The organism is Nonomuraea turcica (genome assembly GCF_030718205.1).
Lineage (GTDB): Bacteria > Actinomycetota > Actinomycetes > Streptosporangiales > Streptosporangiaceae > Nonomuraea.
In genome coordinates this window covers 72,746-96,861 of record NZ_JAUZQF010000032.1, presented here as the reverse complement: position 1 = coordinate 96,861, position 24,116 = coordinate 72,746, and the positions used below count along the sequence as shown (strand labels likewise).

The 24,116-nt window shown below is 70.6% G+C and carries 27 protein-coding genes; 9 read left to right on the top strand and 18 right to left on the bottom strand.

The genetic code is table 11. The features are described 5' to 3' along the window. The first annotated feature begins 318 nt into the window (after nt 1–318). On the top strand, nt 319–960 hold the full coding sequence (locus Q9G87_RS51520; RefSeq protein WP_305924029.1) for a ferritin-like fold-containing protein: 642 nt from the start codon (nt 319–321) through the stop codon (nt 958–960). Between the two features lie 282 nt (nt 961–1,242). Here the strand turns inward: Q9G87_RS51520 and Q9G87_RS51515 are convergent, their stop codons facing one another. From Q9G87_RS51515 to ligD (Q9G87_RS51495), 5 genes are all read right to left on the bottom strand, one after another. Continuing rightward, a complete protein-coding gene (locus Q9G87_RS51515; RefSeq protein WP_305924028.1) occupies nt 1,243–1,473 on the bottom strand; it encodes a DUF3107 domain-containing protein in 231 nt (76 codons plus the stop codon). 88 nt (nt 1,474–1,561) lie between these two features. Next, nucleotides 1,562–2,182 (bottom strand): TetR/AcrR family transcriptional regulator, encoded by a 621-nt coding sequence (locus Q9G87_RS51510; RefSeq protein ID WP_164903935.1) that lies wholly within the window; start codon nt 2,180–2,182, stop codon nt 1,562–1,564. 172 nt (nt 2,183–2,354) lie between these two features. Beyond that, nucleotides 2,355–2,561, bottom strand: a complete 207-nt coding sequence (locus Q9G87_RS51505; protein WP_305924027.1) for a hypothetical protein — start codon at nt 2,559–2,561, stop codon at nt 2,355–2,357. A gap of 44 nt (nt 2,562–2,605) precedes the next feature. Further along, nucleotides 2,606–3,484 (bottom strand): non-homologous end-joining DNA ligase, encoded by an 879-nt coding sequence (ligD, locus tag Q9G87_RS51500; protein ID WP_305924026.1) that lies wholly within the window; start codon nt 3,482–3,484, stop codon nt 2,606–2,608. A 4-nt stretch (nt 3,485–3,488) separates the two neighbouring features. Further along, nucleotides 3,489–4,391: a non-homologous end-joining DNA ligase gene (ligD, locus tag Q9G87_RS51495; RefSeq protein WP_305924025.1), complete on the bottom strand. Its 903-nt coding sequence runs from the start codon at nt 4,389–4,391 to the stop codon at nt 3,489–3,491. 59 nt (nt 4,392–4,450) lie between these two features. Between ligD (Q9G87_RS51495) and ku the strand changes: the two genes are divergently transcribed. The 3 genes from ku to Q9G87_RS51480 all read left to right on the top strand — a co-directional run bounded on the left by ku (nt 4,451) and on the right by Q9G87_RS51480 (nt 7,356). Continuing rightward, nucleotides 4,451–5,320 carry a non-homologous end joining protein Ku gene (gene ku / locus Q9G87_RS51490; protein WP_305924024.1) on the top strand — a complete coding sequence of 290 codons (870 nt, stop codon included), beginning with the start codon at nt 4,451–4,453 and terminating at the stop codon, nt 5,318–5,320. A gap of 220 nt (nt 5,321–5,540) precedes the next feature. After that, nucleotides 5,541–6,431, top strand: coding sequence for an alpha/beta fold hydrolase (locus Q9G87_RS51485; RefSeq protein ID WP_305924023.1), 891 nt, complete (start codon nt 5,541–5,543; stop codon nt 6,429–6,431). Nucleotides 6,432–6,444: 13 nt separating this feature from the next. Further along, nucleotides 6,445–7,356 carry an oxygenase MpaB family protein gene (locus Q9G87_RS51480; protein ID WP_305924022.1) on the top strand — a complete coding sequence of 304 codons (912 nt, stop codon included), beginning with the start codon at nt 6,445–6,447 and terminating at the stop codon, nt 7,354–7,356. On the opposite strand, the gene Q9G87_RS51475 is transcribed toward Q9G87_RS51480, so the two are convergent. From Q9G87_RS51475 to Q9G87_RS51460, 4 genes are all read right to left on the bottom strand, one after another. Then, nucleotides 7,307–8,482 (bottom strand): MFS transporter, encoded by a 1,176-nt coding sequence (locus Q9G87_RS51475; protein WP_305924021.1) that lies wholly within the window; start codon nt 8,480–8,482, stop codon nt 7,307–7,309. The genes Q9G87_RS51480 and Q9G87_RS51475 overlap by 50 nt on opposite strands. Before the next feature lie 95 nt (nt 8,483–8,577). After that, a complete protein-coding gene (locus tag Q9G87_RS51470; RefSeq protein ID WP_305924020.1) occupies nt 8,578–9,672 on the bottom strand; it encodes a RecB family exonuclease in 1,095 nt (364 codons plus the stop codon). A gap of 104 nt (nt 9,673–9,776) precedes the next feature. Further along, nucleotides 9,777–10,493 carry an MBL fold metallo-hydrolase gene (locus Q9G87_RS51465; protein WP_305924019.1) on the bottom strand — a complete coding sequence of 239 codons (717 nt, stop codon included), beginning with the start codon at nt 10,491–10,493 and terminating at the stop codon, nt 9,777–9,779. A 40-nt stretch (nt 10,494–10,533) separates the two neighbouring features. After that, nucleotides 10,534–11,163, bottom strand: a complete 630-nt coding sequence (locus Q9G87_RS51460) for a DUF6758 family protein (protein WP_305924018.1) — start codon at nt 11,161–11,163, stop codon at nt 10,534–10,536. A 74-nt stretch (nt 11,164–11,237) separates the two neighbouring features. Between Q9G87_RS51460 and Q9G87_RS51455 the strand changes: the two genes are divergently transcribed. Beyond that, nucleotides 11,238–11,633, top strand: coding sequence for an NUDIX hydrolase (locus Q9G87_RS51455; protein ID WP_305924017.1), 396 nt, complete (start codon nt 11,238–11,240; stop codon nt 11,631–11,633). On the opposite strand, the gene Q9G87_RS51450 is transcribed toward Q9G87_RS51455, so the two are convergent. The 3 genes from Q9G87_RS51450 to Q9G87_RS51445 all read right to left on the bottom strand — a co-directional run bounded on the left by Q9G87_RS51450 (nt 11,622) and on the right by Q9G87_RS51445 (nt 16,348). After that, complete coding sequence (locus Q9G87_RS51450; RefSeq protein WP_371825965.1) at nt 11,622–14,228, bottom strand: WD40/YVTN/BNR-like repeat-containing protein; 2,607 nt, start codon at nt 14,226–14,228, stop codon at nt 11,622–11,624. The two genes, Q9G87_RS51455 and Q9G87_RS51450, sit on opposite strands and share 12 nt — an antisense overlap. Continuing rightward, a complete protein-coding gene (locus Q9G87_RS61085; RefSeq protein ID WP_371825964.1) occupies nt 14,225–14,716 on the bottom strand; it encodes a pentapeptide repeat-containing protein in 492 nt (163 codons plus the stop codon). Before Q9G87_RS61085 ends, Q9G87_RS51450 begins: the two co-directional genes overlap by 4 nt. A 726-nt stretch (nt 14,717–15,442) precedes the next feature. Continuing rightward, nucleotides 15,443–16,348 carry a CPBP family intramembrane glutamic endopeptidase gene (locus Q9G87_RS51445; RefSeq protein WP_305924015.1) on the bottom strand — a complete coding sequence of 302 codons (906 nt, stop codon included), beginning with the start codon at nt 16,346–16,348 and terminating at the stop codon, nt 15,443–15,445. 217 nt (nt 16,349–16,565) lie between these two features. Here Q9G87_RS51445 and Q9G87_RS51440 point away from each other — a divergent pair, with 217 nt between their 5' ends. Next, a complete protein-coding gene (locus Q9G87_RS51440) occupies nt 16,566–17,261 on the top strand; it encodes a hypothetical protein (protein ID WP_305924014.1) in 696 nt (231 codons plus the stop codon). Continuing rightward, the gene (locus Q9G87_RS51435; RefSeq protein ID WP_305924013.1) at nt 17,258–17,803 is read left to right on the top strand and encodes a DUF6529 family protein; all 546 of its coding nucleotides are present in this window, start codon (nt 17,258–17,260) and stop codon (nt 17,801–17,803) included. Before Q9G87_RS51440 ends, Q9G87_RS51435 begins: the two co-directional genes overlap by 4 nt. Here Q9G87_RS51435 and Q9G87_RS51430 read toward each other — a convergent pair. Both Q9G87_RS51430 and Q9G87_RS51425 read right to left on the bottom strand, forming a co-directional pair. Continuing rightward, nucleotides 17,793–18,725 carry an HpcH/HpaI aldolase/citrate lyase family protein gene (locus tag Q9G87_RS51430; RefSeq protein WP_305924012.1) on the bottom strand — a complete coding sequence of 311 codons (933 nt, stop codon included), beginning with the start codon at nt 18,723–18,725 and terminating at the stop codon, nt 17,793–17,795. The two genes, Q9G87_RS51435 and Q9G87_RS51430, sit on opposite strands and share 11 nt — an antisense overlap. A gap of 97 nt (nt 18,726–18,822) precedes the next feature. Then, entirely contained in the window at nt 18,823–19,959 is a 1,137-nt protein-coding gene (locus tag Q9G87_RS51425) for an Mrp/NBP35 family ATP-binding protein (RefSeq protein ID WP_305924011.1), read from the bottom strand. 169 nt (nt 19,960–20,128) lie between these two features. Here Q9G87_RS51425 and Q9G87_RS51420 point away from each other — a divergent pair, with 169 nt between their 5' ends. Next, entirely contained in the window at nt 20,129–20,593 is a 465-nt protein-coding gene (locus tag Q9G87_RS51420) for a MarR family winged helix-turn-helix transcriptional regulator (protein ID WP_305924010.1), read from the top strand. On the opposite strand, the gene Q9G87_RS51415 is transcribed toward Q9G87_RS51420, so the two are convergent. After that, complete coding sequence (locus Q9G87_RS51415) at nt 20,574–21,044, bottom strand: DUF1003 domain-containing protein (protein ID WP_305924009.1); 471 nt, start codon at nt 21,042–21,044, stop codon at nt 20,574–20,576. The genes Q9G87_RS51420 and Q9G87_RS51415 overlap by 20 nt on opposite strands. Next, nucleotides 21,041–22,243, bottom strand: coding sequence for a magnesium transporter MgtE N-terminal domain-containing protein (locus Q9G87_RS51410; protein ID WP_371825963.1), 1,203 nt, complete (start codon nt 22,241–22,243; stop codon nt 21,041–21,043). The genes Q9G87_RS51415 and Q9G87_RS51410 overlap by 4 nt, the downstream gene beginning before the upstream one ends. Nucleotides 22,244–22,339: 96 nt before the next feature. Between Q9G87_RS51410 and Q9G87_RS51405 the strand changes: the two genes are divergently transcribed. Then, nucleotides 22,340–23,293 (top strand): EamA family transporter, encoded by a 954-nt coding sequence (locus Q9G87_RS51405; protein WP_305924008.1) that lies wholly within the window; start codon nt 22,340–22,342, stop codon nt 23,291–23,293. On the opposite strand, the gene Q9G87_RS51400 is transcribed toward Q9G87_RS51405, so the two are convergent. Together Q9G87_RS51400 and Q9G87_RS51395 are read right to left on the bottom strand one after the other, a co-directional pair. Next, the gene (locus Q9G87_RS51400; RefSeq protein ID WP_305924007.1) at nt 23,242–23,685 is read right to left on the bottom strand and encodes a hypothetical protein; all 444 of its coding nucleotides are present in this window, start codon (nt 23,683–23,685) and stop codon (nt 23,242–23,244) included. The two genes, Q9G87_RS51405 and Q9G87_RS51400, sit on opposite strands and share 52 nt — an antisense overlap. A gap of 29 nt (nt 23,686–23,714) precedes the next feature. Then, nucleotides 23,715–24,077: a sec-independent translocase gene (locus Q9G87_RS51395; protein ID WP_305924006.1), complete on the bottom strand. Its 363-nt coding sequence runs from the start codon at nt 24,075–24,077 to the stop codon at nt 23,715–23,717. Nucleotides 24,078–24,116: the final 39 nt, after the last annotated feature.

Sequence of the window (24,116 nt, the reverse complement as noted above, 5' to 3'; positions counted from 1 at the left end):
GGCATCGGCGATCTCAGGTGTGACTCCGAGGTCTCGGAAAGTCGTCAGCTTGGCCTGCCTCAATCTCAAATGAAGGCGGGCCTGCCGGGACCGACGGGCGTGAAAAGCCCCCGTTGTGTGGGTCCTCGCGGTAGAGCCAGCCCTCTCGCGTCATCGCGACCGCAGACCTCCGGGGAGCGGAGGTATCCGGAGGGAAGTCCCCGAATCAACACAGTGCGGTCGCACTTTCTCAGAGCAGTGTACTCGATACCACAACGCTGGCCGAGCTCGCATATGTTCCCGAAGATTCACGGGGCTTCGCGAAGTACGCTGCCCTTCATGAAGGAGTCTCCAGGAGTCGTCGACCTACTCGGTGTCCTAGCTTACGCGGAGCTCAGCGCATACGCCAGGATGACCGAGGACGCCGCCACGCTGGCGCCCTCGCTGGCCGACCGGGCGGCCTTGAGCGAGCTGGCCGTCACTGAGTACGCCCATTTCCGCCTGCTGCGGGACCGCCTGGTCGAGCTGGGCGCCGATCCCGACAAGGCGATGTCGCCGTACGTGGCGGCGCTGGAGGCCTGGCACGCCCAGACTCGGCCGGCCAACTGGCTGCAGGCGCTGGTCAAGACCTATGTGGGGGACGGCATCGCGCACGACTTCTACCGTGAGGCGGCCAGGCACCTCGATCCCTCGATCGCCGGCCTGGTGGACGAGGTGCTGGTGGACGAGGGCCGGTCGCAGTTTGCGGTGGAACGGGTCAGGGCCGGGATCGAGGCCGATCCGACCGCGGGGGCGCGGCTGGCGCTGTGGGCGCGGCGGCTCGTGGGTGAGGCGCTGAGCCAGGCCCAGCAGGTGGCGGCGGCGCGGCCGGAGCTGGCGCTGCTGCTGGTGGAGGCCGGCGGTGGGCAGGCCGACATTTCCCGACTTTTCGCGAAATTGACGGAGGAACACAGCAAGCGGATGGCCGCCCTGGGCCTCTGATCGTCTGTTCATTGGGCGGCGCGAGCGCGCGAAGGGTTGTAGCGTGCCTGGCATGAGGGCCTCGCGCCGCTACGGCAGTTCCTTGACCAGATGTGGGCCGAACCGCTGGACCTCACGTGCCGTCCTGCGAAGAAGCAGCGCGGACTGTCCGGCCACCGAGGCGAGCCGGGACCACCCGCCGCGCCGTCGCCACTCCCCTCGCGGATGCGTGCTCGGGCGACGCTCACGGGGTTGAGCGGTACGGGGCGCCCGTGCGGGCCCCCGTACCCCCGTCCCGAGCCCTTAGAGTGTGCCGCCGAAGCCGACCGGCCTGGACTCGTCCTCGCCGATCTCGACGAACCCGAGCGCGGACACCGGTATGACGACGCGCCTGCCCTTCACGTCGGTGATGGCGAAGATCCCGCGATCGACCGACAGCGCGTTCCTGATCTCCTCCTCGACCTGCTCGGCGGTGAGGTCGGTCTCGACAATGAGTTCGCGGTGTACGGAGCGTACGCCGATCTTGATTTCCATCCTGGCTCCCTAGTCGACGGGGCTGGCTCACCTCCATCGTGGCCGCTCACACCCCGGGAAACGCAAATGATCGCGCCCAGCGAACGGGTTATGCCGTACGCGGAAAACCGCTGATGCCGCGCCAGGCGAGCCGGGCCAGGAGTTGCTCGGCCGCATCCTTCGGGATCGAGCCGTGTGTGGTCACCCAGTAGCGGGCGCTCACCTCGGCCATGCCGACCAGGCCCACGCCGAGCAGGTGCGCCTCGTCGCTGGTGCAGCCGGTGTCCTCCTGGATGAGAGCGCTGACCATCTCGGCGCACTCCTGCAGCGACCGCTCCACCCGCTGCCGGACCGGCGCCACGTTGCGCAGATCCGACTCGAAGACGAGCCTGAAGGCCTCGCCCTGGCTGGAGACGAAGTCGAAGAACGCCTGGAAGGTGGCCTGCACGCGCAGCTTGTTTTCGTGGGTGGAGGCCAGCGCCTCCCTGACACGGTTGACCATGTCGTCCACGTGCAGGTCGAGCAGCGCCAGGTAGAGCTCCAGCTTGCCGGGGAAGTGCTGGTAGAGCACGGGTTTGCTGACCCCGGCCCGGTCGGCGATCTCGTCCATGGCGGCCGCGTGATAGCCGTTTTCCACGAACACTTCCTGCGCGGCGCTCAGCAGCTGCCGGCGGCGGGCGAGTCGGGGCAGCCGGGTGCCCCGGGGCTTGGCGTCCGGGGTTGCGGTCACGCGGGTCTCCATTGGTCTCTCAGCGGGTCGTGCGGCCATCCTACGTGCGCGAGGGTGTCCGCACCTTGGTGACGGCCATGACGTGTACGTCCGCCACCCGGATAGCACCCGATAGCAGACGGTGCGGGCAGTCCGCCGCCGGAGCCCGGGCCCGTCACAGGAACCGGATCGGTCACCGATATTCGTCGTCGTCGAGGTCGACCACGCGGTCCTGCTCGGTCGCGTCGCCGGGGTCGACGTCGATGGGCAGCTCATGGCGCAGCGTGCCGGCGTTCTGGCGGATCTCGCGCTCCTGCTCGGCCGCGTCGGCCTCGGGCGTCTCGATCGAGAACTCTGTCTCTTCCTCGTCGTAAGGGCCTTCGTCCCCGCGGATGTCCATCTCCGACATCTTCTGGTCCCCCTTTCGGTGCGGACGGCACCAGCCTACGCCCGGCCGAAAAGGTCGCCACGTTTCCCGACTCTGGCGAGGACGTCCGGCGCCATGAAGACCAGGTCCTCCGGACGTTCGCAGTCCTCGACCTCCTTCCAGGTCAGCGGCGTGGAGACGGTCGGCTGGTCCCCCGCCCGCAGCGAGTACGCCGCCACGGTGGTCTTGGCCGGGTTGTTCTGGCTCCAGTCGATGAACACCTTCCCCGGCCTGGCCTTCTTGGTCATCACACTGACGACCTGCTGCGGGTGCTCCTTGGCGAGGACCTGGGCGAGCCTCTTGGCGTACGCGGAGGGCTCCTCGCGGCAGTCCCAGTCCGCGTACAGCTGCATGCCCTTGCGGCCGCTGGTCTTCGGCCGGGCGGAGAGCCCTTCGGCCTTGAGCACGTCACGCAGCATGAGCGCCACCTGGCAGCACTCGACGATCGTCGCCGGCGGCCCCGGATCCAGGTCGAACACGAGCAGGTCGGGCGGCAGCGCCTGGCCGTCGTCGTCGACGCGCCACTGGGGTACGTGGAGCTCCAGCGCGGCGAGGTTGGCGTAGTAGACGAGCGTGGGCAGGTCCTCGATGACGGCGAAGTTGATCGTCTCGCGGTTCTTGGTGCTGCCGGGGACCGGCAGGGTGACGCGCCTGACCCAGTCCGGGGTGTGCTCGGGGGCGTTCTTCTCGAAGAAGGACTGGCCGGTGACGCCGTTCGGGTAGCGCTTGACGGTCAGGGGGCGGCCTTCGACGTGCGGGAGGAGCACGGGGGCGATGCGGCTGTAGTAGTCGATGATCTCGGACTTGGTGAAGCCGTAGTCCGGGTAGAGCACCTTGTCCAGGTTGCTCAGGGTCAGCTCGCGCCCTTCGACCTTGACGGGAACCTTCTGGGCCATGGCGTCACCTCCACACGTCCGCGGGGATCTTGTCAAGGCGAAGCCCTCGCCACACAGGGTGCCGCAGCCGCTGATCGTCGGTCCACATCGTGTAGGCCACCTCCCCGACCAGATCCGGCCTAACCCAATGATTGCGCCATGGGACCTCGTTGCTGAACGGGCTCTTCGGGATCTCCAGCGGCCGCAGCAGCTGGTAGAGCTCGTCGAGTACGGCGTCGGTGAACCCGGTGCCGACGTGGCCGACGTACATCAGACCTTCGCTCGTGAACACGCCCATGATCAGCGAGCCGATCCCGCCAGCCCGGCGCCCCTTGCCCGGCTTCCAGCCGCCGATCACGACCTCTCTGGTGCTGAGGTTCTTCACCTTGATCCACCACGGCGAGCGCGTGCCCGGCCGGTAGGGCGAGTCGAGCCGCTTGGCGACCACGCCCTCCAGGCCCTGCTCGTACGTGGCGGAGAGCAGGTCGGAGTCGCCGGGGAAGGAGGGCGGCGCGCCGATGTCCAGCTCGTCGAGGAGTGCCCGGCGGTCTCGGTACGGCAGGTCGAAGAGCGGGAACCCGTCGAGGTAGAGCAGGTCGAACGGCATGTACGTGACCGGGTACAGCTCCAGCATGGCCGGCTCGGGGTCGGTCAGGTGCATGCGGTGCTGCAGCCGGATGAAGCTGGGCCGCCCGCGCCGGTCGAGCGCCACGACCTCGCCGTCGATGATCGCGTTCTTGAGCCCGAACCCCGAAATTTCCGGATACCGGCGCGTGTACTCGACCCCGTGCCGCCCGGTCACCCTCATCCCGCCGTCGAGGTGGATGAGGGCGCGGATGCCGTCCCACTTCACCTCGAGGCCATACCGCTCGCGATCGGAGGGTAGTTCTCCAGCCACGGCGAGCATTGGTTCGATCGGGTATGGCATTGGTTGCCCCATGCCGGGTATGTGCCCAGTGCCGAGCCGTTGAGAGCGGAGGAATGACCATGCGCAGCATCTGGAAGGGTGCGATCTCCTTCGGCCTGGTCACGATCCCCGTCAAGCTCTACTCGGCGACCGAGCAGAAGGACGTGACCTTCCACCAGGTGCATCGCGAGGACGGCGGGCGCATCCGCTACAAGCGCGTGTGCACGATCGACGGCGAGGAGATCCCTTACGCCGACATCGCCAAGGGCTACGAGCTGTCCTCGGGCGAGGTTGTCGTGCTGACCGACGAGGACTTCGAGGACCTGCCGCTGAGCACGTCCCGCAGGATCGACGTCCTGCAGTTCACTCCCGCCGAGCAGATCGACCCCATTTACTTTGCCAAGTCGTACTATCTGGAGCCCGACGCGCAGGGAGCGAAGTCCTACGTGCTGCTGCGCAACGCACTGGAGAGCTCCGGCCAGGTGGCGGTGGTGAAGGTGGCCCTGCGCCAGCGGGAGTCGCTGGCCACCCTGCGGGTCAGGGACGGCGTCTTCGTGCTGGAGACCATGCTCTGGCCCGACGAGATCCGCAGGCCCGACTTCGAGTTCCTGGAGGAGGACATCGAGGTGCGGGCCCAGGAGCTGAAGATGGCCGAGTCCCTCATCACCACGATGGAGGCGGACTTCGACCCGAGCGAATACCGCGACAGCTACCGTGAGGCCCTGCAGTCGGTGATCGAGGCCAAGGTGGCGGGCAAGGAGGTCGTCGCCCCGCCCGTCGAGGAGGAGGCAGGCCCGGCCGTGGACCTGATGGCGGCGTTGCGGGCGAGCGTGGAGGCGGCGAAGCGGGAACGCGAAGGCGGCCCTGCCAAGCCGAAGAAGGCCGCCTCGGGCAAGGCCAAGGAAGAAGAGAAGCCCCCTGCCAAGCGCAAGGCCCGCAAGTCCGCCTGACCAGCGAGCAGCCGTACGTGCTCCTCACGCGGCGCCACGCCGCCTGCGCCCGTCGAGGCATGCCCTGGGACCAGGCGCGCGCTCAGAGCCCTCCACGGGCGCCTGAGCCGCCCGCAGGCCGGATCTCGCGGTCGGCGTCCGTCGCGTCGCCTCCGAGGTCCCACCTGCGTAAGGGCCTTGCCGGTGTCGATGCGCTGACCTCTGGGTATTGTTGCCCCACGTGAGTACGCCGCGATTCCTCGACCTGCCTCCTGGCGTCACACCACAGAAGATCGAAACGCCACAGGGCACATTCGCGGCCCTGGAGGCGCTTCCGGTGAGTGGTGTGATCGAGCGCTGGCCCGCGCTCCTCGTGCCCGGCCTGACCGGCAGCAAGGAGGACTTCATCGCGGTCCTGATGACGCTCGCCCATTCGGGCCGCCGGGTGGTGGCCGTGGATCTCCGCGGCCAGTACGAGACCCCCGGCCCCGACGACCCCGAGGCCTACACCTGCCCCGCGCTCGGCGCGGACGTCGACGCGCTGGCCCAGGTGATCGGCGGCGGCGACCCCATGCACCTGGTGGGGCACTCGTTCGGCGGGCTGGTGACCCGCGAGGCCGTGATCGACGGGCGGACGAGGTTCGCCTCCTACACGCTGATGAGCTCGGGCCCCGCGGCCATCGAGGGCCTCCGGGCGGTCAACGGCAGGAAGATCGTGGAAGAGCTGCCCGTGCTGGGGATCGAGCACTTGTGGCATCACAAGTTCGAGCCGGAGGCCCTGGCCGTCGACGTGCCCGACGAGGTCCTGGCATTCCTGCACCGGCGCCTGACGAGCAACTCGCCGACCGGGATGGTGTGCATGGCCGAGCAGGTGCTGAGCATGGGGGACCGCACCGACGAGCTGCGCCAGGTCGACGTGCCGACGCTGGTGCTCTACGGCGAGCACGACGACGGCTGGACTCCCGAGACCCAGTCGGAGATGGCCGCCAGGCTCGGAGCCGAGTGCGTGGTCGTGCCGGGCGCGGTGCACTCCCCCGCCGTCGAGGCGCCGGAGACCACTGCCACGGCCCTGGTCACGTTCTGGAACACCGCCGAGAAGCACTTCTTGGACACAAGGTCCAATGTCATGTAATTATGCACTTACTATGGCGAGCCTTCAGGAAAGCGTCGTCCAGCCGCCGCAGAGCGCGACCTGGCAGGTGCATCTCGACCGCTCGATGTGGGTGGGCGGGGTACGCGGCCTCATGCTCCAGGCACTGCACCCGCTGGCCATGCGCGGCGTCTGGCAGAACTCCGACTTCCAGGAAGACCCGTTCGGGCGGCTGCGGCGCACCGCGGATTTCGTGGGGCGGGTGACGTTCGGCAGTCCCGAGGAGGCCGACGAGATCGGGCGGCGGGTGCGCGGTATCCACAAGGCGCTGCGCATCCACGATCCCGACACGGGGCGCACGCATCGGGTGGACGACCCCGAGTTGCTGTTGTGGGTGCACTGCGCGGAGGTGTCGTCGTACCTGGAGGTGGCCAGGCGGGGCGGGCTCGCACTGACCGAGCGCCAGGCCGACGCCTACCTGTCCGAGCAGCGCAAGAGCGCCGCGTACGTCGGCCTTCATCCCGAGGACGTGCCGGGCACGTGCGCGGAGATGGAGGCGTACTTCAAGCAGGTGCGGCCCCGCCTGCGCGTGACGGAGGAGGCGGCGGCGACCGTGCGGTTCCTGCTGTGGCCGCGGTTGCCGCAGGAGCTCAGGCTGCTGTCGGCCGGCAAGCCCGCATACTTCCCGTTCGGCGCGCTGTGTTACTTCACGCTGCCGGACTGGGCCAGGCGGATGTACGGCGCGCTACCCGAGGTGCCGCGGGCCACGGTCACGGCCGGGCTGAAGGCATTCCGGCTGGGCATGAACGCGTTGCCGGAGCCCGTGCACGACCACGCGTTCATGCCGGCCACGCGGGAGATGTTGCAGGCCGCACGGGAGCGGCTGGGAGCGGCTGGGTACGACGTCAGCAAAGGGCTCAAGGGCCTGACCGATCCTCGCCGCTGGCCGAAGGCGCTGGCTGCCTGACGGGCAGGAGCACGCCGCCCGCCAGCACGACCGCCGACACCGCGATCATCGTCCAGCCGGTGCCCGCCATGCCCGCCTGCTCGAACAGCACGCCGAGCAGGGACGACGCCGTCGCCGCGCCGACGTACCTGGAGGCCTGGAACAGCCCCACCGCGACCCCCGTGTCGCGCGGGCCGGCGTGCACGAACACCAGCGAGTTGAGGCCGAACTGGCTAAAGGCCGAGGCCACGCCGAGCAGCGACGCGGCCACCAGGACCAGGCCGACCGGGCCCACGGCCGGGATGACGCAGGAGCCGCCGAACAGCAGGGCCGCGCTCAGCACCAGCACGGCACGCATGCCCGCGCGGGCGGCCAGGAGCACCGCCACGGGCGTCATGACGATCGCCAGCGCGGCCATGGGGAGCACCAGCAGCCCCGCGATGTGCGCGGGCACGCCGGCCGAGCGCTGCGCCCACAGCGGCACCGCGAAGAACGCCGCGTAGAACACCACGTTGACCAGCGCGAACTCGCCGCAGGTCGCCAGCAGGCGCGGGTTCGGGCGGGGCAGCACGGTCCGGCGCGGGCCGTCCACGCGTACCTTGGGCAGCCAGCGCAGCGCCACGGCGAGCGCGAGTGCCGCGAGCGGGACGTTGACCAGGAAAATCGCTCGCCATCCCCATAGGGAGATCAGGAAACCGCTGAGCACGGGTCCGGCGGCGGCGCTCGCGGTCAGCACCATGGAGATCGTCGCGATCACGCGCGGCGGTGGCCGCCCGTCCTCGCCTGCCATCGCCGCCTGCACGATCGCCATCCCCGCCGGCATCGTGGCGCAACTGCCGAACGCCTGCAGCAGCCGCACCACCAGCAGCACCGGGAACGTCGGCGCGAGCGCGGCCAGGACGCCGGTCACCGCCATCGTCACCAGCCCGGCGCAGAACACCAACCGCGGGCCGAGCCGGTCGGCCAGCGTGCCCATCACGGGCGGCACGAGGATGCCGGTCAGGTAGAACCCGGCGGCCAGCCACGTCACGGCGGCGACCCCGACGTGGAACTCGGCCTCGATGTCGGCCAGCGCGACGGCGATCATGGAAGAGTTGAGCGGGTTGAACAACGCGCCCAGGGCCACCGCCGCGGGTAAGCGCTCCACGCGTGTCACAGAAGTTCCATAACCACTGTTTCAGTGAGCAAACGGCGTCACTTAACGTTGTACGCGCCAAACGCGGTGCGTGGCTCCCCGCCCGGCTACTCCGCCAGCGCATCCCAAGGGCGACGCTCGGGAGCGGCCGCCTGGCCCTCGGGGCAATGGCGGCGGAAGTCGCACCATGAGCAGATGGGGCCCGGGTTGGGGGCGAAGAGCTCGTCGATCTCGGCGGGCACCGCCGCGGGTCCGACCGACGGCCGCTCGACCGGGGCCGACGGCCACTCGCCGCCCACTGCGCCCCAGGACCGCCCGCCTCCCGCCGCAGCTCCGCCCGGCATGGTCCCGGACCGACCACCTCCCGCAGCAGGCCCGCCCGGCGTGGTCGCGGACCGGCCGCCTGCGGCCCTATCCCCGCCCGGGGCGGTCACGGGCCGGGCGGGCGCCGAGCTGGAAGAGCGGCCGCGGGACGGTGGCGCGGCGACCGCTTCCCGGTAGCGCTCGTCGGCCGCGGCGGCCTCCGTGGCAAGATCCTCCGCCCGCCCCAGGTGCCGGGCGAGGGACTCCTCGGTGTGGCGCCACTCGACGATCTCGCCCGTCGGCAGGTGGTGCAGCTCCACGGTCCGGCAGGGCGTGCGCATCATCGTGGACGCCGCCACGGCGTAGACGGCCAGGGCGAGCGACGAGCGCGCGTCATCCTGGGTGAGCGGCCGGCGTCCGGTCTTGTAGTCGACCACGACGAGCTCGTCCCCGCGCCGGTCGAGCCGGTCGATGCGGCCGGACACGGCGATGACCTTGGTGCGGGTGGCGACGGTGCGCTCGACGCCGACTGGATCATCGGCCGGATCCAATGTCGCGACATATCCGGACACGAGGTCGCGGGCGCGCTCCAGCCACCGCCCCGACTGCTCGGCATCCCTGAACCCCTCGGTGATCCACCCGTTCGTGAGCAGGATGGCCGCCGTCAGCGGAGTCCTTCGCTCGTACGGCTCCCGCCACCAGCCCGCCAGCGCGTTGTGCACGCTCGCCCCGACGCTGTTGTGCGCCCAGGCAGGCCCCTTGGACGGCGCCGGCCGGTCCAGGTAGGTGAACCTGTAGCGGCGGCGGCAGTCCAGCCAGGCGTTCAACCGCGACGGCGTGCACGAGTAGAGCCGCCGCGGCATGCCCTCCAGCGGAAGCTGCACTGCGTCTGCGTTCATTTGGCCTCGCTCCGTGAGGCGGGCTCGGTCACCAGAGGCCGCCGCCTGTTCATTGCCTCACTCCGTTCGGCGGCTCGGTCGCCAGACGACGGCACTCCCTCGCCTTAGTCGTCGCTCGGGTTGAGCTTGATCCCGGAGGCCTTGGTGCCGTCGGGCAGCGGGTCCTCGTCGTCGCCGTCGGTGTCGGCGCGGGTCAGCGAACCCGAGACCCAGTCGTCGAAGTGCGGCTCGAGGTCGCCGATCGTGACCTCGTCCCCATGGACCGCCAGCACCCGCGTGCCGTGGGGCAGCGTGAACAGCCGCCCGCCGATCGAGGTCAGCTGGTCGGCCAGGGCGGGATATTCGCCGCCCAGCTTGCCCGGACCGTCGGCCTGCAGGGCCTTGCCGGTGAAGACGGCCCCGAGCCCCTCGCAGTAGAGCGACACGCCACCAGAGGTGACGCCCGGCGTCTCCATGACGTCGAGCTGGACATCGGCCACCTCGAAGATGCCGTCGTCCTCCATGTCGATGTCGGGCCAGGTCTCCGTCCAGGTCTCCCGCCACAGAGGCTTGTCCTTGGGGTGCAGGGCGACCACGGCCTCGTCCCGGCTGGCCACCTCGATGGCGGCCCCGACGTGGTCGGGCAGGCCCGCCGTGCAGATGACGGCCAGCACCTCACGCTCGCCCACCTGCTCCATGATCTTGTCGGAGTCGCGGGAGGGATCGATGACGATCACCTCGTCATCGTCGCCCACGATCCACGTGTTGTTCTCGACCTTGTGTTCGGTGCCGTCGATGTCGACGACGCCCTCGGTCACCACTCGCTCGATACGCGCTGTCACGCCTCCGAACTCTAGTCGGTCTGCCTGACAACGCGACTTGCTAATCCTCCAGTCTGGGGGAGAACGCGCCAAAGGGTACGTCAAGGTCGTGATCCCGGGCGTCGATCAGCGAGAGCTCGGCGAGCGCGATCATGCAGCCGGCGTCGGCCGGCCAGCAGATCGTCCACAGCCAGTTGCCCAGCGCCTCGCCCGCGTAGACGGCACGGTCGCTCTGGCCGTTGTCCACGAACCACAGCGGGCAGGGGTGCCCGATCACGTCGATCTTGGCGTTCGGCGGGCCGGAGTCGAATCCCTCGCCGGGGTCGGGCCCGCCCAGCCCCGCGAAGGCCGCGCCGAGCCCGATGCCGGGCTCCTCGGCGACCACGAGCATGTCGGCCGGCCCCTCCATCAACGACGGCCCGGTCAGCGCCACCACGCTGGCACGGGCCCCGGTACGTTGATCACCCACCTCCGCGAAGCCGGTCACCAGCCAGCCGGCCGGCAACGGCCACGGCAGCCACACGGGCACCACGGAGCTCTTGCGCATCGCCTCGAGCGCCGTGCTGGTCGGCGGCCACGGAGGCTGATAGGGCAGGACGTCACCGTGCGTGTCACATCGATACGCACTAGACCACGCGCTCGGCCCGTGAAGCGGGCCAAAACACCGTGGGCAGGTTGGAGCCGCTCTCACAACTACCCACGGTGCTTTCTCTGGTGCGCCCCCGTCAAGGCCGCATCTCGTTATCCCGTCGTAATCTTGGCCATGTGCGCGTAAATTGTGTCGGCGCGATCGTCGTCGACGACGCCGGCCGCATTCTCCTGATCAAGCGGGGACACCCGCCGGGCATGGGACTGTGGTCGATCCCCGGGGGCCGCCTGGAGCCCGGGGAGAGCGACGCCGCCGGCGTGCGGCGCGAGGTCCTGGAGGAGACGGGCCTGCACGTCGAGGTCGGTCGCCTGGCGGGCATGGTGGACCGCCCCGGCCCCGGCGGCGTCACGTACGTGATCCGCGACTACCTGGCGACCGTGGCCGGCGGCGTGCCCCGGGCCGGGGACGACGCCGCCGACGTGCGCTGGTGCACGGCGGACGAGCTGGCCCGGCTGCCGCTGTCCGCGGGCCTGCTCGACGCGCTGACCGACTGGGGCGTGTTACCTGCTTGACGTGAGGTTCGAGCTCCACAGGATGAGGTGGTCGGCGTTGTACGTCGTCGACCGCCCGAGCGCCACGACCTCCGTCCCCGACACGGCCACCGCCGTCAGCCACTGCATCCCTTGGCCCGCCAGCCGGTCCCTGGTCAGCGCCATGCGGTTCCACGACAGGCCGTCCTGCGAGGTCCAGGCCGCGCTGTCGCCCTCCCCCGGCACGCCGTGCCAGCCGACCGCCACGAGACCCTCCTCCGTCGCGGCCAGGTCGTGCACCGCGGCCGCCTGGTCCGCAGGCAGCCAGGCCGTCTGCCACGACGCGCCCTCGTCGTCGGAGACGGCGGCGAAGGCCCGCCGCGAGCCGCCCGTCAGCGCGGTGCCGATGGCCACCAGCTTGCCCTGGTAGGCGGTGATCTGACGGAGCCCGGCCGACGTGGCGTCCGGCGGGGCGACACGGGTGCGCGAGCTCCAGTTGACCCCGTCCTCGGAGTACCAGACCACGCTGCGCTCCTCGTCGGCCGTCCCCGAGCCGCCCACCGCCACAAACCCATCCGCGGCGGCCACCGCGTCGTGGATGCGCACGCCGGAGCCGCTCTGCGGCAGCTTCTTCGACCTGGTGTACTTGCGCAGGTCCGTGGTGAACCACATGGCCGCGCTCGCGGTCCCCGCCTGGTCGCGGTCCTCCCCCGCCAGCACGTAGCCCTTCTTCCCCGCGGTCACCACATGGGTCCCCAGGTACGGACGGTCGGAGCGGCGGGTCAGGTCACCCGAGACGTCCACCTTCTTCCAGCTCTCGCCGTCGTTCGAGGTGACGAGCAGGGGGTCGGTGATCGACACGGTGGTCTCCGTACCGCCGACGGCCAGCCAGCCGCGGGCGCCGTGCGCCACGTCCTCCAGCCGCTGCCTGCCGGGGCCGCCGAGGCTCATGGACTTCCAGCTCTGCCAGTTCTTGATCGTCCACAGGCCGGCGTCGCCCGAGGCCGAGCCGACGGCCACGTACCGGCCGGCGACGCTGGTGATGCCGGTGGTCTCGCGGGCGATGCGGGTCAGGCCCTCGACGTCGCCGAGCGCCACCCGCGAGGCCTGGCCTCGCGGTGGCGCGGACATGAGCACCAGCTGGTTGTCGACGTCGGTGACCGCCTGGTCGCCGCCGGCGAACAGGGTGCCGCCGGCGGAGATCGTGAACCCGCGCAATGTCGCGCCCTGCAGGTTGCCGAGGTCGGTCCGCTTGGCCCAGGCGCGCCCGTCCGCGGTGGTCAGCACCGTGTAGCGGCCGAGGCCGGCCTGCGTGATCGCGGCGATGCCCCCAGAGTAGGAGATCAGCGACTCCACGCCGACGCTCTCGCCGCTCAGGCCGCCGATGGAGCCGCACTGCGACCACTCCGCCCCGGTCGGGGAGCAGTAGACGCGTACGTCTCCTGTGACCGTACGGTGCCGCGTCGGCACCAGCACGAACCGCTTGGGCAGCACCGCCAGCGTCCCTGGCCGCGAATCGGCTGCCTCGGGCAGCTGGAAGCCGGTGGCCTGCCAGGTGCGCCCGCCGTCGGCCGATCGGACCACCCGCGAACCCTCGCCTTCCGCGGGGTGCCCGATCGCCACGACGGTGTCGCCCCTGGCAACTACCGCCTTGAGCTCCCTCACCTCGAGCCCCGTGCTCTCGGCCCGCTCCCACGTGCGGCCGTCGCCGGAACGCCAGGCCGCCGGCCCGATCGCGCCGTCGTCCCCCGTCGCGCGCCCCACTGCGACGAATCCCGACGCCGTAATGGCGATGTCGTGGATCTGGTCGCCGGCCCGGAACGCGGGCGACCCCGTCGCCTCCACGGCCTGCCAGCTGAACCCGTCGGTGCTGGTCCACAGGCCGCGCTCGCCCGACTGGCCGTCGCCGCCGCTGGCCAGCCAGCGACCGTTCCCGCCGACCACCCGCTGGACCGTGGGGGTGGAAACGCCGCTCACCTGACCCAGCTGCCAGTTCTTGCCACCGTCCGGGGAGAACAGGAACAGCGGGCGCGGGGTCGGGCTGGTCGTGTCGCTGCCGACCGCCACCACCGCGCGGCCGACCGAGGTCATGTCGTTGAGCTTCTGAATGGTGCCGTCGCCCGAGGCGGGCACGGTGAACAGCTCATCCCCCGAGCGGCCGGTGCCCGCCTCCAGACGCAGGCTGGGGGCCTCCTCGCCGGTCCACTGCCACACGAGCACGCCGGCGGCCACGAGGACGGCCGCGGCCAGGGTCAGGACGATCGGGGCGGCGCGGTTGCCCCGGCGTACCGGACTGGACCTGCGTACGGCGGCGGGGGCCGGGCCTCGGTGATGGCGGCCGCTCGACCCTTGGGGGCGCGGGGGGCCCGTGGCGACCAGGAGGTCGGGCCGCGTCGGCCGCCCGGCCGGTGGCCGCCCGACCCGCCGCACCTCCGGCTCGTCCTCGCGCCGTTCCTCCGGCTCCTCGGCAAGCTGCTCGGCGGGCTCTTTGGCAGGGACCACCAAGCGGTACGGGATCGTACGCGGGTCCCGCCGAGGCGACGCCTCCGGCTCCTGCACGGCACGCTCCCGCTCCGCGAACTCCTGCACGGCACGCTCCCGCTCCACGAACTCCCGTGTGGCAGACTCGCCCGTCACAGGCTCCCACGCCGCGGTGTCACGCCCCGCGGACTCGCGCGCGGCAGACTCGCGCGCCGCAGACTCCCGCCCCGCAGATTCGTGCGCGGCGGACTCGCGCGCGGCGGCCTCGCGCCCCAGGACCTCGCGCGCCGCAGCATCGCGCGCCGCAGGCTCCCGCCCCGCAGACTCGCGCCCCGCAGACTCGTGCGCGATGGACTCGCGGCCAGCGGACTCGCGCCCGGCGGACTGGCGCCCCAGGACCTCGCGCGCCGCAGCCTCACTCGCCGCAGGCTCCCGCCCCGCAGACTCGTGCGCGATGGACTCGCGGCCAGCGGACTCGCGCCCGGCGGACTGGCGCCCCACGGCCTCGCGCGCCGCAGACTCGCGCGCCGCAGACTCGCGCGCCGCAGACTCGCGCCCCGCAGACTCGTGCGCGATGGACTCGCGGCCGGCGGACTCGCGACCAGCGGACTCGCGACCAGCGGACTCCCACGCCGCGGCGTCACGCCCCGCGGCCTCGCGCGCGGCGGCCTCGCGTCCCTCGCGCCCCAGGACCTCGCGCGCCGCAGCCTCGTGCGCCGCAGCCTCGTGCGCCGCAGAATCCCGCGCGGCGGACTCGTGCGTGGCGGGGGCGGGGGGCCGTTCGGCGTCGGCGGGGGTCCTTGGGGGGCCGCCGGCCACGAGCTTGTCCGGGCGGTTGACGACGCGCCGCGCCCGGCGGCGCGGCTCGGCCTCGGGTTCCGCCGTCGGCGAGCTGTACGGCATGCGCCCCTTGGGCGCCTCCGGCGGCTCCTCGTCCGGCACCGGTGCCGCGAACGGCGGCATGCCCCATGGGGAGGTCAGAGGTAAGCCCCTGGCCCGGTCGTCGGTGGGACCGGGCGGGGAGTGGCTGATCCTGGGCTCTGGGGAAGAGTGCGGTTCCGACGTGCCCTCGGAACGCGGGTCGTCGTCACCCGGCGGTCGCCGAGGCGGTTCGCTGGGGCCGGAGGCCACGCGTCGTACCTCCTAGTCGAACTAGTCGGACGAAAACGGTCACTGCGCGGGGACCGTTCCACATGATTTCGAACGTATTGTCCTCACCCGACGAAGTATCACACGCGCCCACACTTACCCCGCCGGACCGAAACGATCACCTCCGGGAGTCCCTCGCCGCCCCACACGATCCAGAGCAGCATGAATGAGCCGGAATTGCGAGACCTCTCTAGCGAGATTCCCCGACCCGCCAACCCGATTTATCCAGAAATAGTGCTGATTGACCGCTTTTTGGCCAGATACAAAACCCCAAAAGCGTACGCACCAAGCTGCACCACCACGCCCACGATCGCCTGCCACGGCACCGCCACCTTGCTCTGGATCAAGGCGTCCTCGAGGGTCCCCGCGGCCGCGCTCATCCCGAACGCCAGCATGTTGTTCATGACGTGCAGCCCGATCCCGGCCTCCAGCCCCCCGGTCCGCACCGCCAGCCAGCCCATGACGGCGCCGAAGGCGAACACGTCGGCCAGCCCCATCCACGTGTATCCGTGCACCGACGCGAACAAGCCGGCCCCGATCAGGATGGCCCAGACCGGATTGCGCACGTGCGCCCCGACGGCCTGCAGGAACCAGCCGCGGAAGACGTACTCCTCGGCGGCCGACTGGAACGGCACCAGCAGCACGATCACGATGAGCGCGGGCAGGAAACGTTCCCACCCGACCCAGCCGAACATGTCGGAGTATTCCTCGCCGCTCATCGCCAGGGCGAGGACCTGCACGGCCTGCCCGAGCACGAGCGCCAGGATCGCCAGTCCGGCGCAGGCCATGAGCCAGGGCCAGCGCAGCCGCCCGGCCACCGACGACAGCGTCCCCGGACGGCGCCGCTGCAGCAACGCCGCCATGCCGAACACGAAAGGGAGCACGGCGGCGATCGACAACAACGTCACGGTCAGCCCGAACACCGGGTCGCCGAACAGCCCGCGCTCGACGTCGAGCGGTGCGGGGATGCCGAGCAGCGTCGCCACCACCGCGCCGGCGGACAACACCACCGCCGCGACAAGGAGGAATATGGCGGCGATCCCGATCGTGCCGACGATCGCCCGCCACGGCCTGGCGACCCCGTTCCTGGCGAGGTGGTCGTACCGGGCCCCGCGGGGCGCCGGCATAAGCCAGGACCGCGGCGGAGCCGGATACTGCATGCCGTATGGATGATGCGGCCCAGGATTCTCCTGCATCTCTCCATTCTGTCCATCTGATGCGCATTAGTTCACAGACGGGCCCGCCTTTTAGGCGGATGCTCTGAGCCGTAGGGGCAGTCAGCTGCCACCTGCGGTCGGCCGCTGGACGCGGCCGAGGTAGGCATTTCGACCCTGGGAGCAGTCCATGTCAAGGCTGGGACCTGTCATCACCCTCGCGGCGGGAGCTGTGCTCGCCGCGGGGCTTGGTGTCGCCAGCATCACCGCGACACCCGCGGCGGACACCACGACCGCCGCCACAGAGGACAACCCCGCCGCGGAAGGGTCCGCGGCGAAGGAGAACACCGCTCAGCCGTCCCCGTCGCCGGCCGAGTCCGAGGAGAAGCGGATCGAAAAGGCGGACTACGCCGGACGCGTCAAGGGCAACGGCGCCCTCATCGCGATCTCGATCAGGGACGGCAAGGCCATCGGCTACTTCTGCGACGGCACAACCGAGTCCTGGTTCAAGGGCACCCAGTCCGCCGACGAGGTGAGCCTCAAGGGCCTCGGCGCCGGGAAGGTCACGGCCGCGTTGGGCGGCGGCCGGGCCAAGGGCTGGGTCTCCGTCGGCGGCAAGAAGTGGAGCTTCGTGGCGCCCACGGCGGAGAAGCCGTCGGGCCTGTACCGGGCCAGTGCGATCGTCCGGGGCGCCCAGTTCCGGGCCGGCTGGATCAGGGTGAAGAACCCGAACGGCGGCTACACCACGGTCGGCGCCGCCAACGAGGGCGGAAGCCCGGTCCCGGTCCCCGAGCTGAACGGCGAGCAGCCGACCGCGCCGCTCACGGTCGGCGACACCACGATCTACCCGAAGGACGTCGACGGCTTCATCGAGGAGATGCAATGACCGCCATCCACCATCGCCCCTCGCGCAGCCTGACGCCGTTACTGGTGCCGCTGCTGATCGGCGGCCTGGTCGTGCTCGCGCTCGGCGTGTACGGCCGGGTGCACACGCCCACCGGGTTCGCGGTCGGCGTGGCCGGCTTCTCCGCCGCGCTGCCCATGAAGGTGTGGCTGACGACCGGCGCGTTTCTGCTGGCGATCGTGCAGGTCGTCTCGGCCCTGTCGATGTGGGGCAAGCTCGGGATCACCATCCCGCCGGCCGTGCACCGCTGGTCGGGACGGCTGGCGTTCCTGCTGACGATCCCGGTCGCCTTCCACTGCCTCTACGCCCTGGGCCTGCAGTACGACGTGCCCCGCGTGCTCGCGCACTCGCTGCTCGGCTGCTTCTTCTACGGCGTGTTCACCACGAAGCTGCTGGCCCTGCCCAAGCGGGACACGCCGGGCTGGACGCTGCCGGTGCTCGGCGGACTGGCGTTCACCGCGCTGGTGGGGCTCTGGCTGACGTCGTCGTTCTGGTTCTTCACCGCGATCGGCATCAAGGTGTGAAGCTCTTCGTACGGACCAGCCCGGCCGCCCGCCCCTTGGCGGCCACGACGAGCGCCATCTTGCGCGAGGCCTCGTCGATCATCTCGTCACCCAGCATGACCGCGCCGCGCTTCTCCACGGTGGTGTAGTAGTCGTACGCCTCCAGGATGAGCTCGGCGTGGTCATAGTCCTCCTGCGCCGGCGAGAACACCTCGTTGGCCGCGTCCACCTGGGAGGGATGCAGCACCCACTTGCCGTCGTAGCCGAGCGCCGCGGACCTCCTGGCCACCCGCCTGAAGCCGTCGACATCCTTGATCTGCAGGTAAGGCCCGTCGATCACCTGGAGGTCGTGCGTCCTGGCGGCCATGAGCAGCCGCATGAGGATGTAGTGGTAGGCGTCGCCCTCGTCGTAGCCGGGCGGCTGCTCGCCGACGACCAGCGTGCGCATGTTGATCGAGGCCATGAAGTCCGCGGGGCCGAACACCAGGGTCTCCAGTCGCCTGGACGACCCGGCGATGGCGTCGGCGTTCACCAGGCCGCGGGCGTTCTCGATCTGCGCCTCGATGCCGATGCGGCCGACCTCGTAGCCCATGGCCTTCTCGATCTGGCTGAGCAACGTGTCCAGCCAGACGACCTCCGTGGGGTCCTGCACCTTGGGCAGCATCACGCAGTCGAGGAACTCCCCGGCGCCCTCGACGGTCTCGATCACGTCCCGGTACGTCCACTGCGTCGCGAGGTCGTTGACCCTGACCACCCGCGTCTTGCCGGTCCAGTCGCCTTCGCGCAGCGCCGCCACGACGTTGCGGCGCGCCTCCTCCTTGGCCGCGGGCGCGACGGAGTCCTCCAGGTCGAGGAAGACCTCGTCGACGGGCAGGGTCTGGGCCTTCTCCAGGAAACGCGGGTTGCTGCCGGGCACCGCGAGAACCGAACGACGTGAGCGCATGCGCCACACGCTACTGTCCCGAGGTCGTCGCCACGGCGCGAGGGCCGTGGCGGCCGCGCGTGCCCGCACGGGGTGCGGGCACGCGAGGCCAGACGGCTCAGCGGCGGGGAGCCAGGCCCAGGTGGAGTCCCTTCAGGCTGGAGGAACGCTTGCTCAGCCCGGAGGCGATCTTGAGCAGCTCGGCCGCGGCCGGCGAGTCGGGGTCCGTCAGGACCAGCGGCTTGCCTTCGTCGCCGCCCTCGCGAAGCCGCAGGTCGATCGGCACCTGGCCGAGCAGCGGCACCCGGGCCCCCAGCGTGCGGGTCAGCGCGTCGGCCACGAACTGGCCGCCGCCCTCGCCGAACACAGCGACGCGCTCGTCGCAGTGCGGGCAGGGCAGCCACGCCATGTTCTCGATGACGCCGGCGATCTGCTGGTGGGTCTGGGCCGCGATGGATCCGGCCCGCTCGGCCACCTCGGCGGCGGCCATCTGCGGCGTCGTCACGACCAGGATCTCGGCCGACGGCAGCCGCTGGGCCACGGAGATGGCGATGTCGCCGGTGCCCGGGGGCAGGTCGAGCAGGAGGATGTCGAGGTCGCCCCAGTAGACGTCGGCGAGGAACTGGTGGAGGGCCCGGTCCAGCATCGGCCCGCGCCAGACCACCGGCGTGTTGCCCTCGGGCTTGAACATGCCGACCGAGATGACCTTGATGTCATGCGCCATCGGCGGCATGATCATGTCCTCGACCTTGGTGGGCTTCTCGGCGGCGCCCAGCATGCGAGGAACGCTGTGGCCGTAGATGTCGGCGTCGACGATGCCGACCTTGAGGCCGCTCGAGGCCATGGCGGCGGCCAGGTTGACCGTCACCGACGACTTGCCGACCCCGCCCTTGCCGCTGGCCACCGCGAACACGCGGGTCAGCGAGCCCGGCTGGTTGAACGGGATCTCCTTCTCCGGCCCGCGGTTGCCCCTCAGCATGGTCTGCAGCTTCTTGCGCTGCTCGGTGCTCATGACGTCGAGCTCGATCTGGACGCCGGTCACGCCTTCGACCTTGGAGACGGCGTTCGTCACGTCGCGCCGGATGGTGTCTTTCATCGGACATCCGGACACGGTGAGGTAGACGCCCACACGCACCGCCCCATCGGGAGCGATCTCGATGCTCTTGACCATGTCGAGGTCCGTGATCGGGCGACGGATCTCGGGGTCGATGACGGTGGACAGGGCCGCCGTCACCAGTTCCTGGGTTGGTGCCATCGAAGTCTCGGCACGAAGGAGTGCCGTACCTCCTTAGTCGGCTATGTCGATATATGGGTGACAGGCGCTGGACGCCAGCGAGGATGCCCCTCAATGGTATGAACCGGAGGCGGCGCTGGGTTAATCCGTGCTGTTAGATGTCTGTGCAACAACGTCTTAAGGTTACTCCGTGACTCTCCTGCGCGACGACGGGCTGACCGCCGAGGAGCTGACGGTCTGGCGGCTGCTGCAGCGTGCCCAGGTGCGCATCACCCGCCACCTGGAGGCGGAGCTGCTCGTCGCCCATGATCTGCCGCTGGCCTCGTACGAGGTGCTGATGCAGCTGGCCGAGGCGCCCGAGCGGCGGCTGCGCATGAACGATCTCGCGGACCGCGTGCTGCTCTCCCGCAGCGGCCTGACCCGGCTCATCGACCGGCTGCAACGTGACGGGCTGGTGTCGCGGGAGGCGTGTGCGGACGACGCTCGCGGGCTGTTCGCGGTGCTGACGGACGCCGGCGCAGCCCGGCTGGCCGAGGCGACCCCGACCTACCTGCGCGGCATCCGGAGTCAGTTCCTCGACATGCTCGGCGCCGGCGAGATCGCCCAGATCCGGGCCATGCTCGGCAAGCTGAACATCAGTGGCGGGGCTCCTTGAGCTCCTCCAGCAGCCGGCCGAGCTCCGCGCGCAGGTAGTCGCGGGTGGCGACCTCGTTGATCGCCATGCGCAGTCCAGCGATCTCGCGGGTCAGATATTCGATCTCGGCCTGGTTGCGGTCGGCGACCTCCCGGTCGTGCTCGTACTGGATGCGGTCCCGGTCGGCCTGCCGGTTCTGGGCCAGCAGGATGAGCGGCGCGGCGTAGCTGGCCTGCAGCGACAGCATGAGCGTGAGGAAGATGAACGGGTACGGGTCGAACTTGAGGCTCGGGGGCGCAACGAAGTTCCAGCTCACCCAGACCGTCACGAACACGGTCATGTAGACGAGGAACCTGGCCGTGCCGAGGAAGCGGGCGATCCGCTCCGACAGGCGGCCGAAAACCTCCGGGTCGTAGTGCGGCCGCAGCGAGCGGCGCAGCGCACGGGGCTGGTCCAGTCGTTCGGCGGTCATGACGGGGCCTCCTCGCGCCAGTCCTCGGGTAGCAGGTGGTCCAGGACGTCGTCCACGGTCACCGCGCCGACGAGCCTGCCGAGCTCGTCCACGACGGGGGCCGCGACGAGGTTGTAGTTGGCCAGGTAAGCGGTGATCTCGATCAGCGAGAACGCCGGCCTGATCGGGTCGATCGACGGGTCGAGCACGGCGCCGAGCAGCGTGGACGGCGGCTCGCGCAGCAGCCGCTGGAAATGCGAGACGCCCAGGTACGTCCCCGTCGGCGTCTCGGTGGGCGGCCGGGTCACGTAGACCTGGGCCGCGACCGCGGGCGTCAGGTCCTGCTGCCTGATGTGCGCGAGCGCCTCGGCCACCGTGGCGGTGGGCGGCAGGATCACCGGCTCGCTGGTCATCACGCCGCCCGCGCTGTCCTCCGGATAGGTCAGCAGCCGCCGCACCGGGTCCGCCTCGTCCGGCTCCATCAGCGCCAGCAGCCTGGCCGCCTGCTCGTCGGGCAGGTCGTGCAGCAGGTCGGCGGCGTCGTCGGGGCCCATCTCCTCCAGGACGTCGGCCGCCCGCTCCGGCTCCAGCGTGCCGAGGATGCCGATCTGGTCGTCGGGCGGCAGCTCCTCCAGCACGTCGGCCAGCCGGTCGTCGTTGAGCGCGCGGGCGATCTCGACGCGCCGCTTGCTCGGCAGCTCGTGCAGGGCGCTGGCCATGTCGGCGGCGCGCATCGACTCGAACGCCGCGATCAGCCCCGCCGCCCCCTGGTCCTTCTGGAGCTTGTCGAACCCCGACACCTCGCTCCAGTCCACGATGCGCGGCTCGCGCCGCCTGCCCTTGTAGACGGCGACCTCGGTGATCTCCCAGGTCGACGGCTTGATCTCCTCCATGGCCAGGTCGTAGACGGTCATGGGCTCGCTGTCGACGTGGACGGCCAGGTCCAGCATCTCCCCGACGACCAGCGTCTCGGTGCCGCGCTGCTCGAACCTGCGCATGTTGATGCGGCCGGTGAAGACGACGGCGCCCGGCTCGATGCGGCGTACGCGGGTGATGGGCAGGAACACCCGGCGGCGCGGCTGCACCTCCACCACCAGGCCGTGCACGGTGGGCCGGCGGCCGATGCGCAGGCCGACCACGACGTCCCTGACCCGGCCGATCTGATCCCCTGCCGGGTCGAAGACCGGGGTCCCCGGCAGCCGGGCCACGAAGATCTTCACGTGGCCAGGCTAACAGCGCCGCCCCGTTGCGCCCGGGACGCCCGGCGTGTCAGTATCAAACCCGGTTAACGGTCATTACGTAGCAGGTGGTGTGCGATGAGGTATGCGGGGCTGGCGCTCGCGTTCGTGTCTTCGTGGTGTTTCGCGTTCTCGGGTCCCATGGCCAAATACCTCATCACCGCCGGGCTGGCGCCGATCGAGGCCGTGTGGACGCGGATGGCGGGCGCGGGGCTGCTGCTGCTCGCCGTGCTGGCCGTGGTCCGCCCGCAGGCGCTGCGGATCCCGCGGTCGAGGTTGCCGTTCTTCGGGCTGTACGCGGTCATGGCGGTGGCCGGGGTCCAGTCGCTGTACTTCGTCGCGATCACGCGGCTGCCCGTCGGGGTGGCGCTGCTGCTGGAGTTCATGGCTCCGGTGATGGTGGTGGCCTGGGTGCGCTTGGTGCGCAAGATCCGGCTCGCGCGGGCCGCCTACGTGGGCGCGGTCGTCGCGTTCGTAGGCCTGGGGATCGTCGTCGAGGCGTGGCAGGGCTTGCGGCTGGATGCGCTGGGGCTGCTGCTGGGGCTGATCGCTGGGGCATGCTGTGCCGGCTATTTCCTCATGAACGATAGCTTCGGCGACGACGTGGACCCGCTCGGGCTGATCGCCTGGGGGATGATGGGGGCAGCAGTGGTGCTGATCCCGTTCGCCCGGCCCTGGAACATCCCGTGGGACGCCTTCACCGCCTCGGCCACGCCGTCTGAGGACGGGCTGACGTTGCCGGTGCTCGGCGCGTATCTGTGGATGGTGCTGATCGCCACCGTGATCGCGTACATCCTGGGTGTGAACGCCGTGCGGCGGTTGTCGGCCGCGGTGGGCGCGACGGTGGCGACTCTGGAGGTCATCGGCGGCGCGCTGGTCGCCTGGGCACTGCTCGGCGAGACGCTCGGCGTCTTCCAGATCGTCGGCGGCCTGATCGTCCTGTCCGGCGCTCTCCTGGCTCAGACCGCCTCAGCGTCGCCTCAGCCGTCCCCGGCCGCGGCGGCCGAGGAGCCCGTGACCGTCCGGGCCTGATGCTCCGGGGCCGCGGTGGTCGCGCCGGTCTCGGGGGTGAGGCGCAGGACGACGGACTCGCCGGCCCAGCGCTCGGTGAGATGCTCGCTGTCGCGGGCGTTGAGCCGCTCCTTGGCCAGCGCGGCCACGGCGTCGGCCGCCGCGGCCTGGTCCACCACCGACACCGCCGCGTCGAACTCCACCAGCCGGGCGCCGTTGTCCTTGCTCCGCAGCGTCACGTGAACCCGCTCGAGGGCCTCCAGACCCGGCAGCCGCTGCTCCTCACCGCCGGTCACCAGGTAGATCGCCCCGTCGTGCCAGGCATGCCAGGCCAGGCGGGGCCGGTCGAGGGTGAGCCAGAGGATGCCGGACTTCTTGGCGCCTTCCTCGATGGCCGTGGTGATGTCGCTCACATCTCAGAACTCTACTCGCGGCCTGGCCGTCAGGTCGCTTCCGAGTCGTAGGGCGGGAGCTCGCCGTAACCCAGCTCGTCCACGACCGGGTCCGCGTAAGGGGCCGTCGTGGCGGGCTCCAGCTCCTTCGGCTTGTCGTTCCAGTTTTCCTCGAGGTCGTCGAGGAGATGCTTGCGGACGAAGTTGCGCGGGTTGAGGTCGGCCGGGTCGAAGTTTTGAAACTCCGGGCCCAGGCCTGAGCGCAGGTCGTCGCGGGCGTTGTTGGCCATCCGGCGCAGATTGCGCAGCGTCTTGCCTGCCTGCGCGGCGGCCTGAGGCAGTTTGTCGGGACCGAAGACGAGCAGCGCCAGCACGATCAGCGCCCCGATCTCCGCCCACCCGAGTCCGAACACCGTGAGCTCCTACAGCCGTCCAACCCTTCCGAGGAGAAC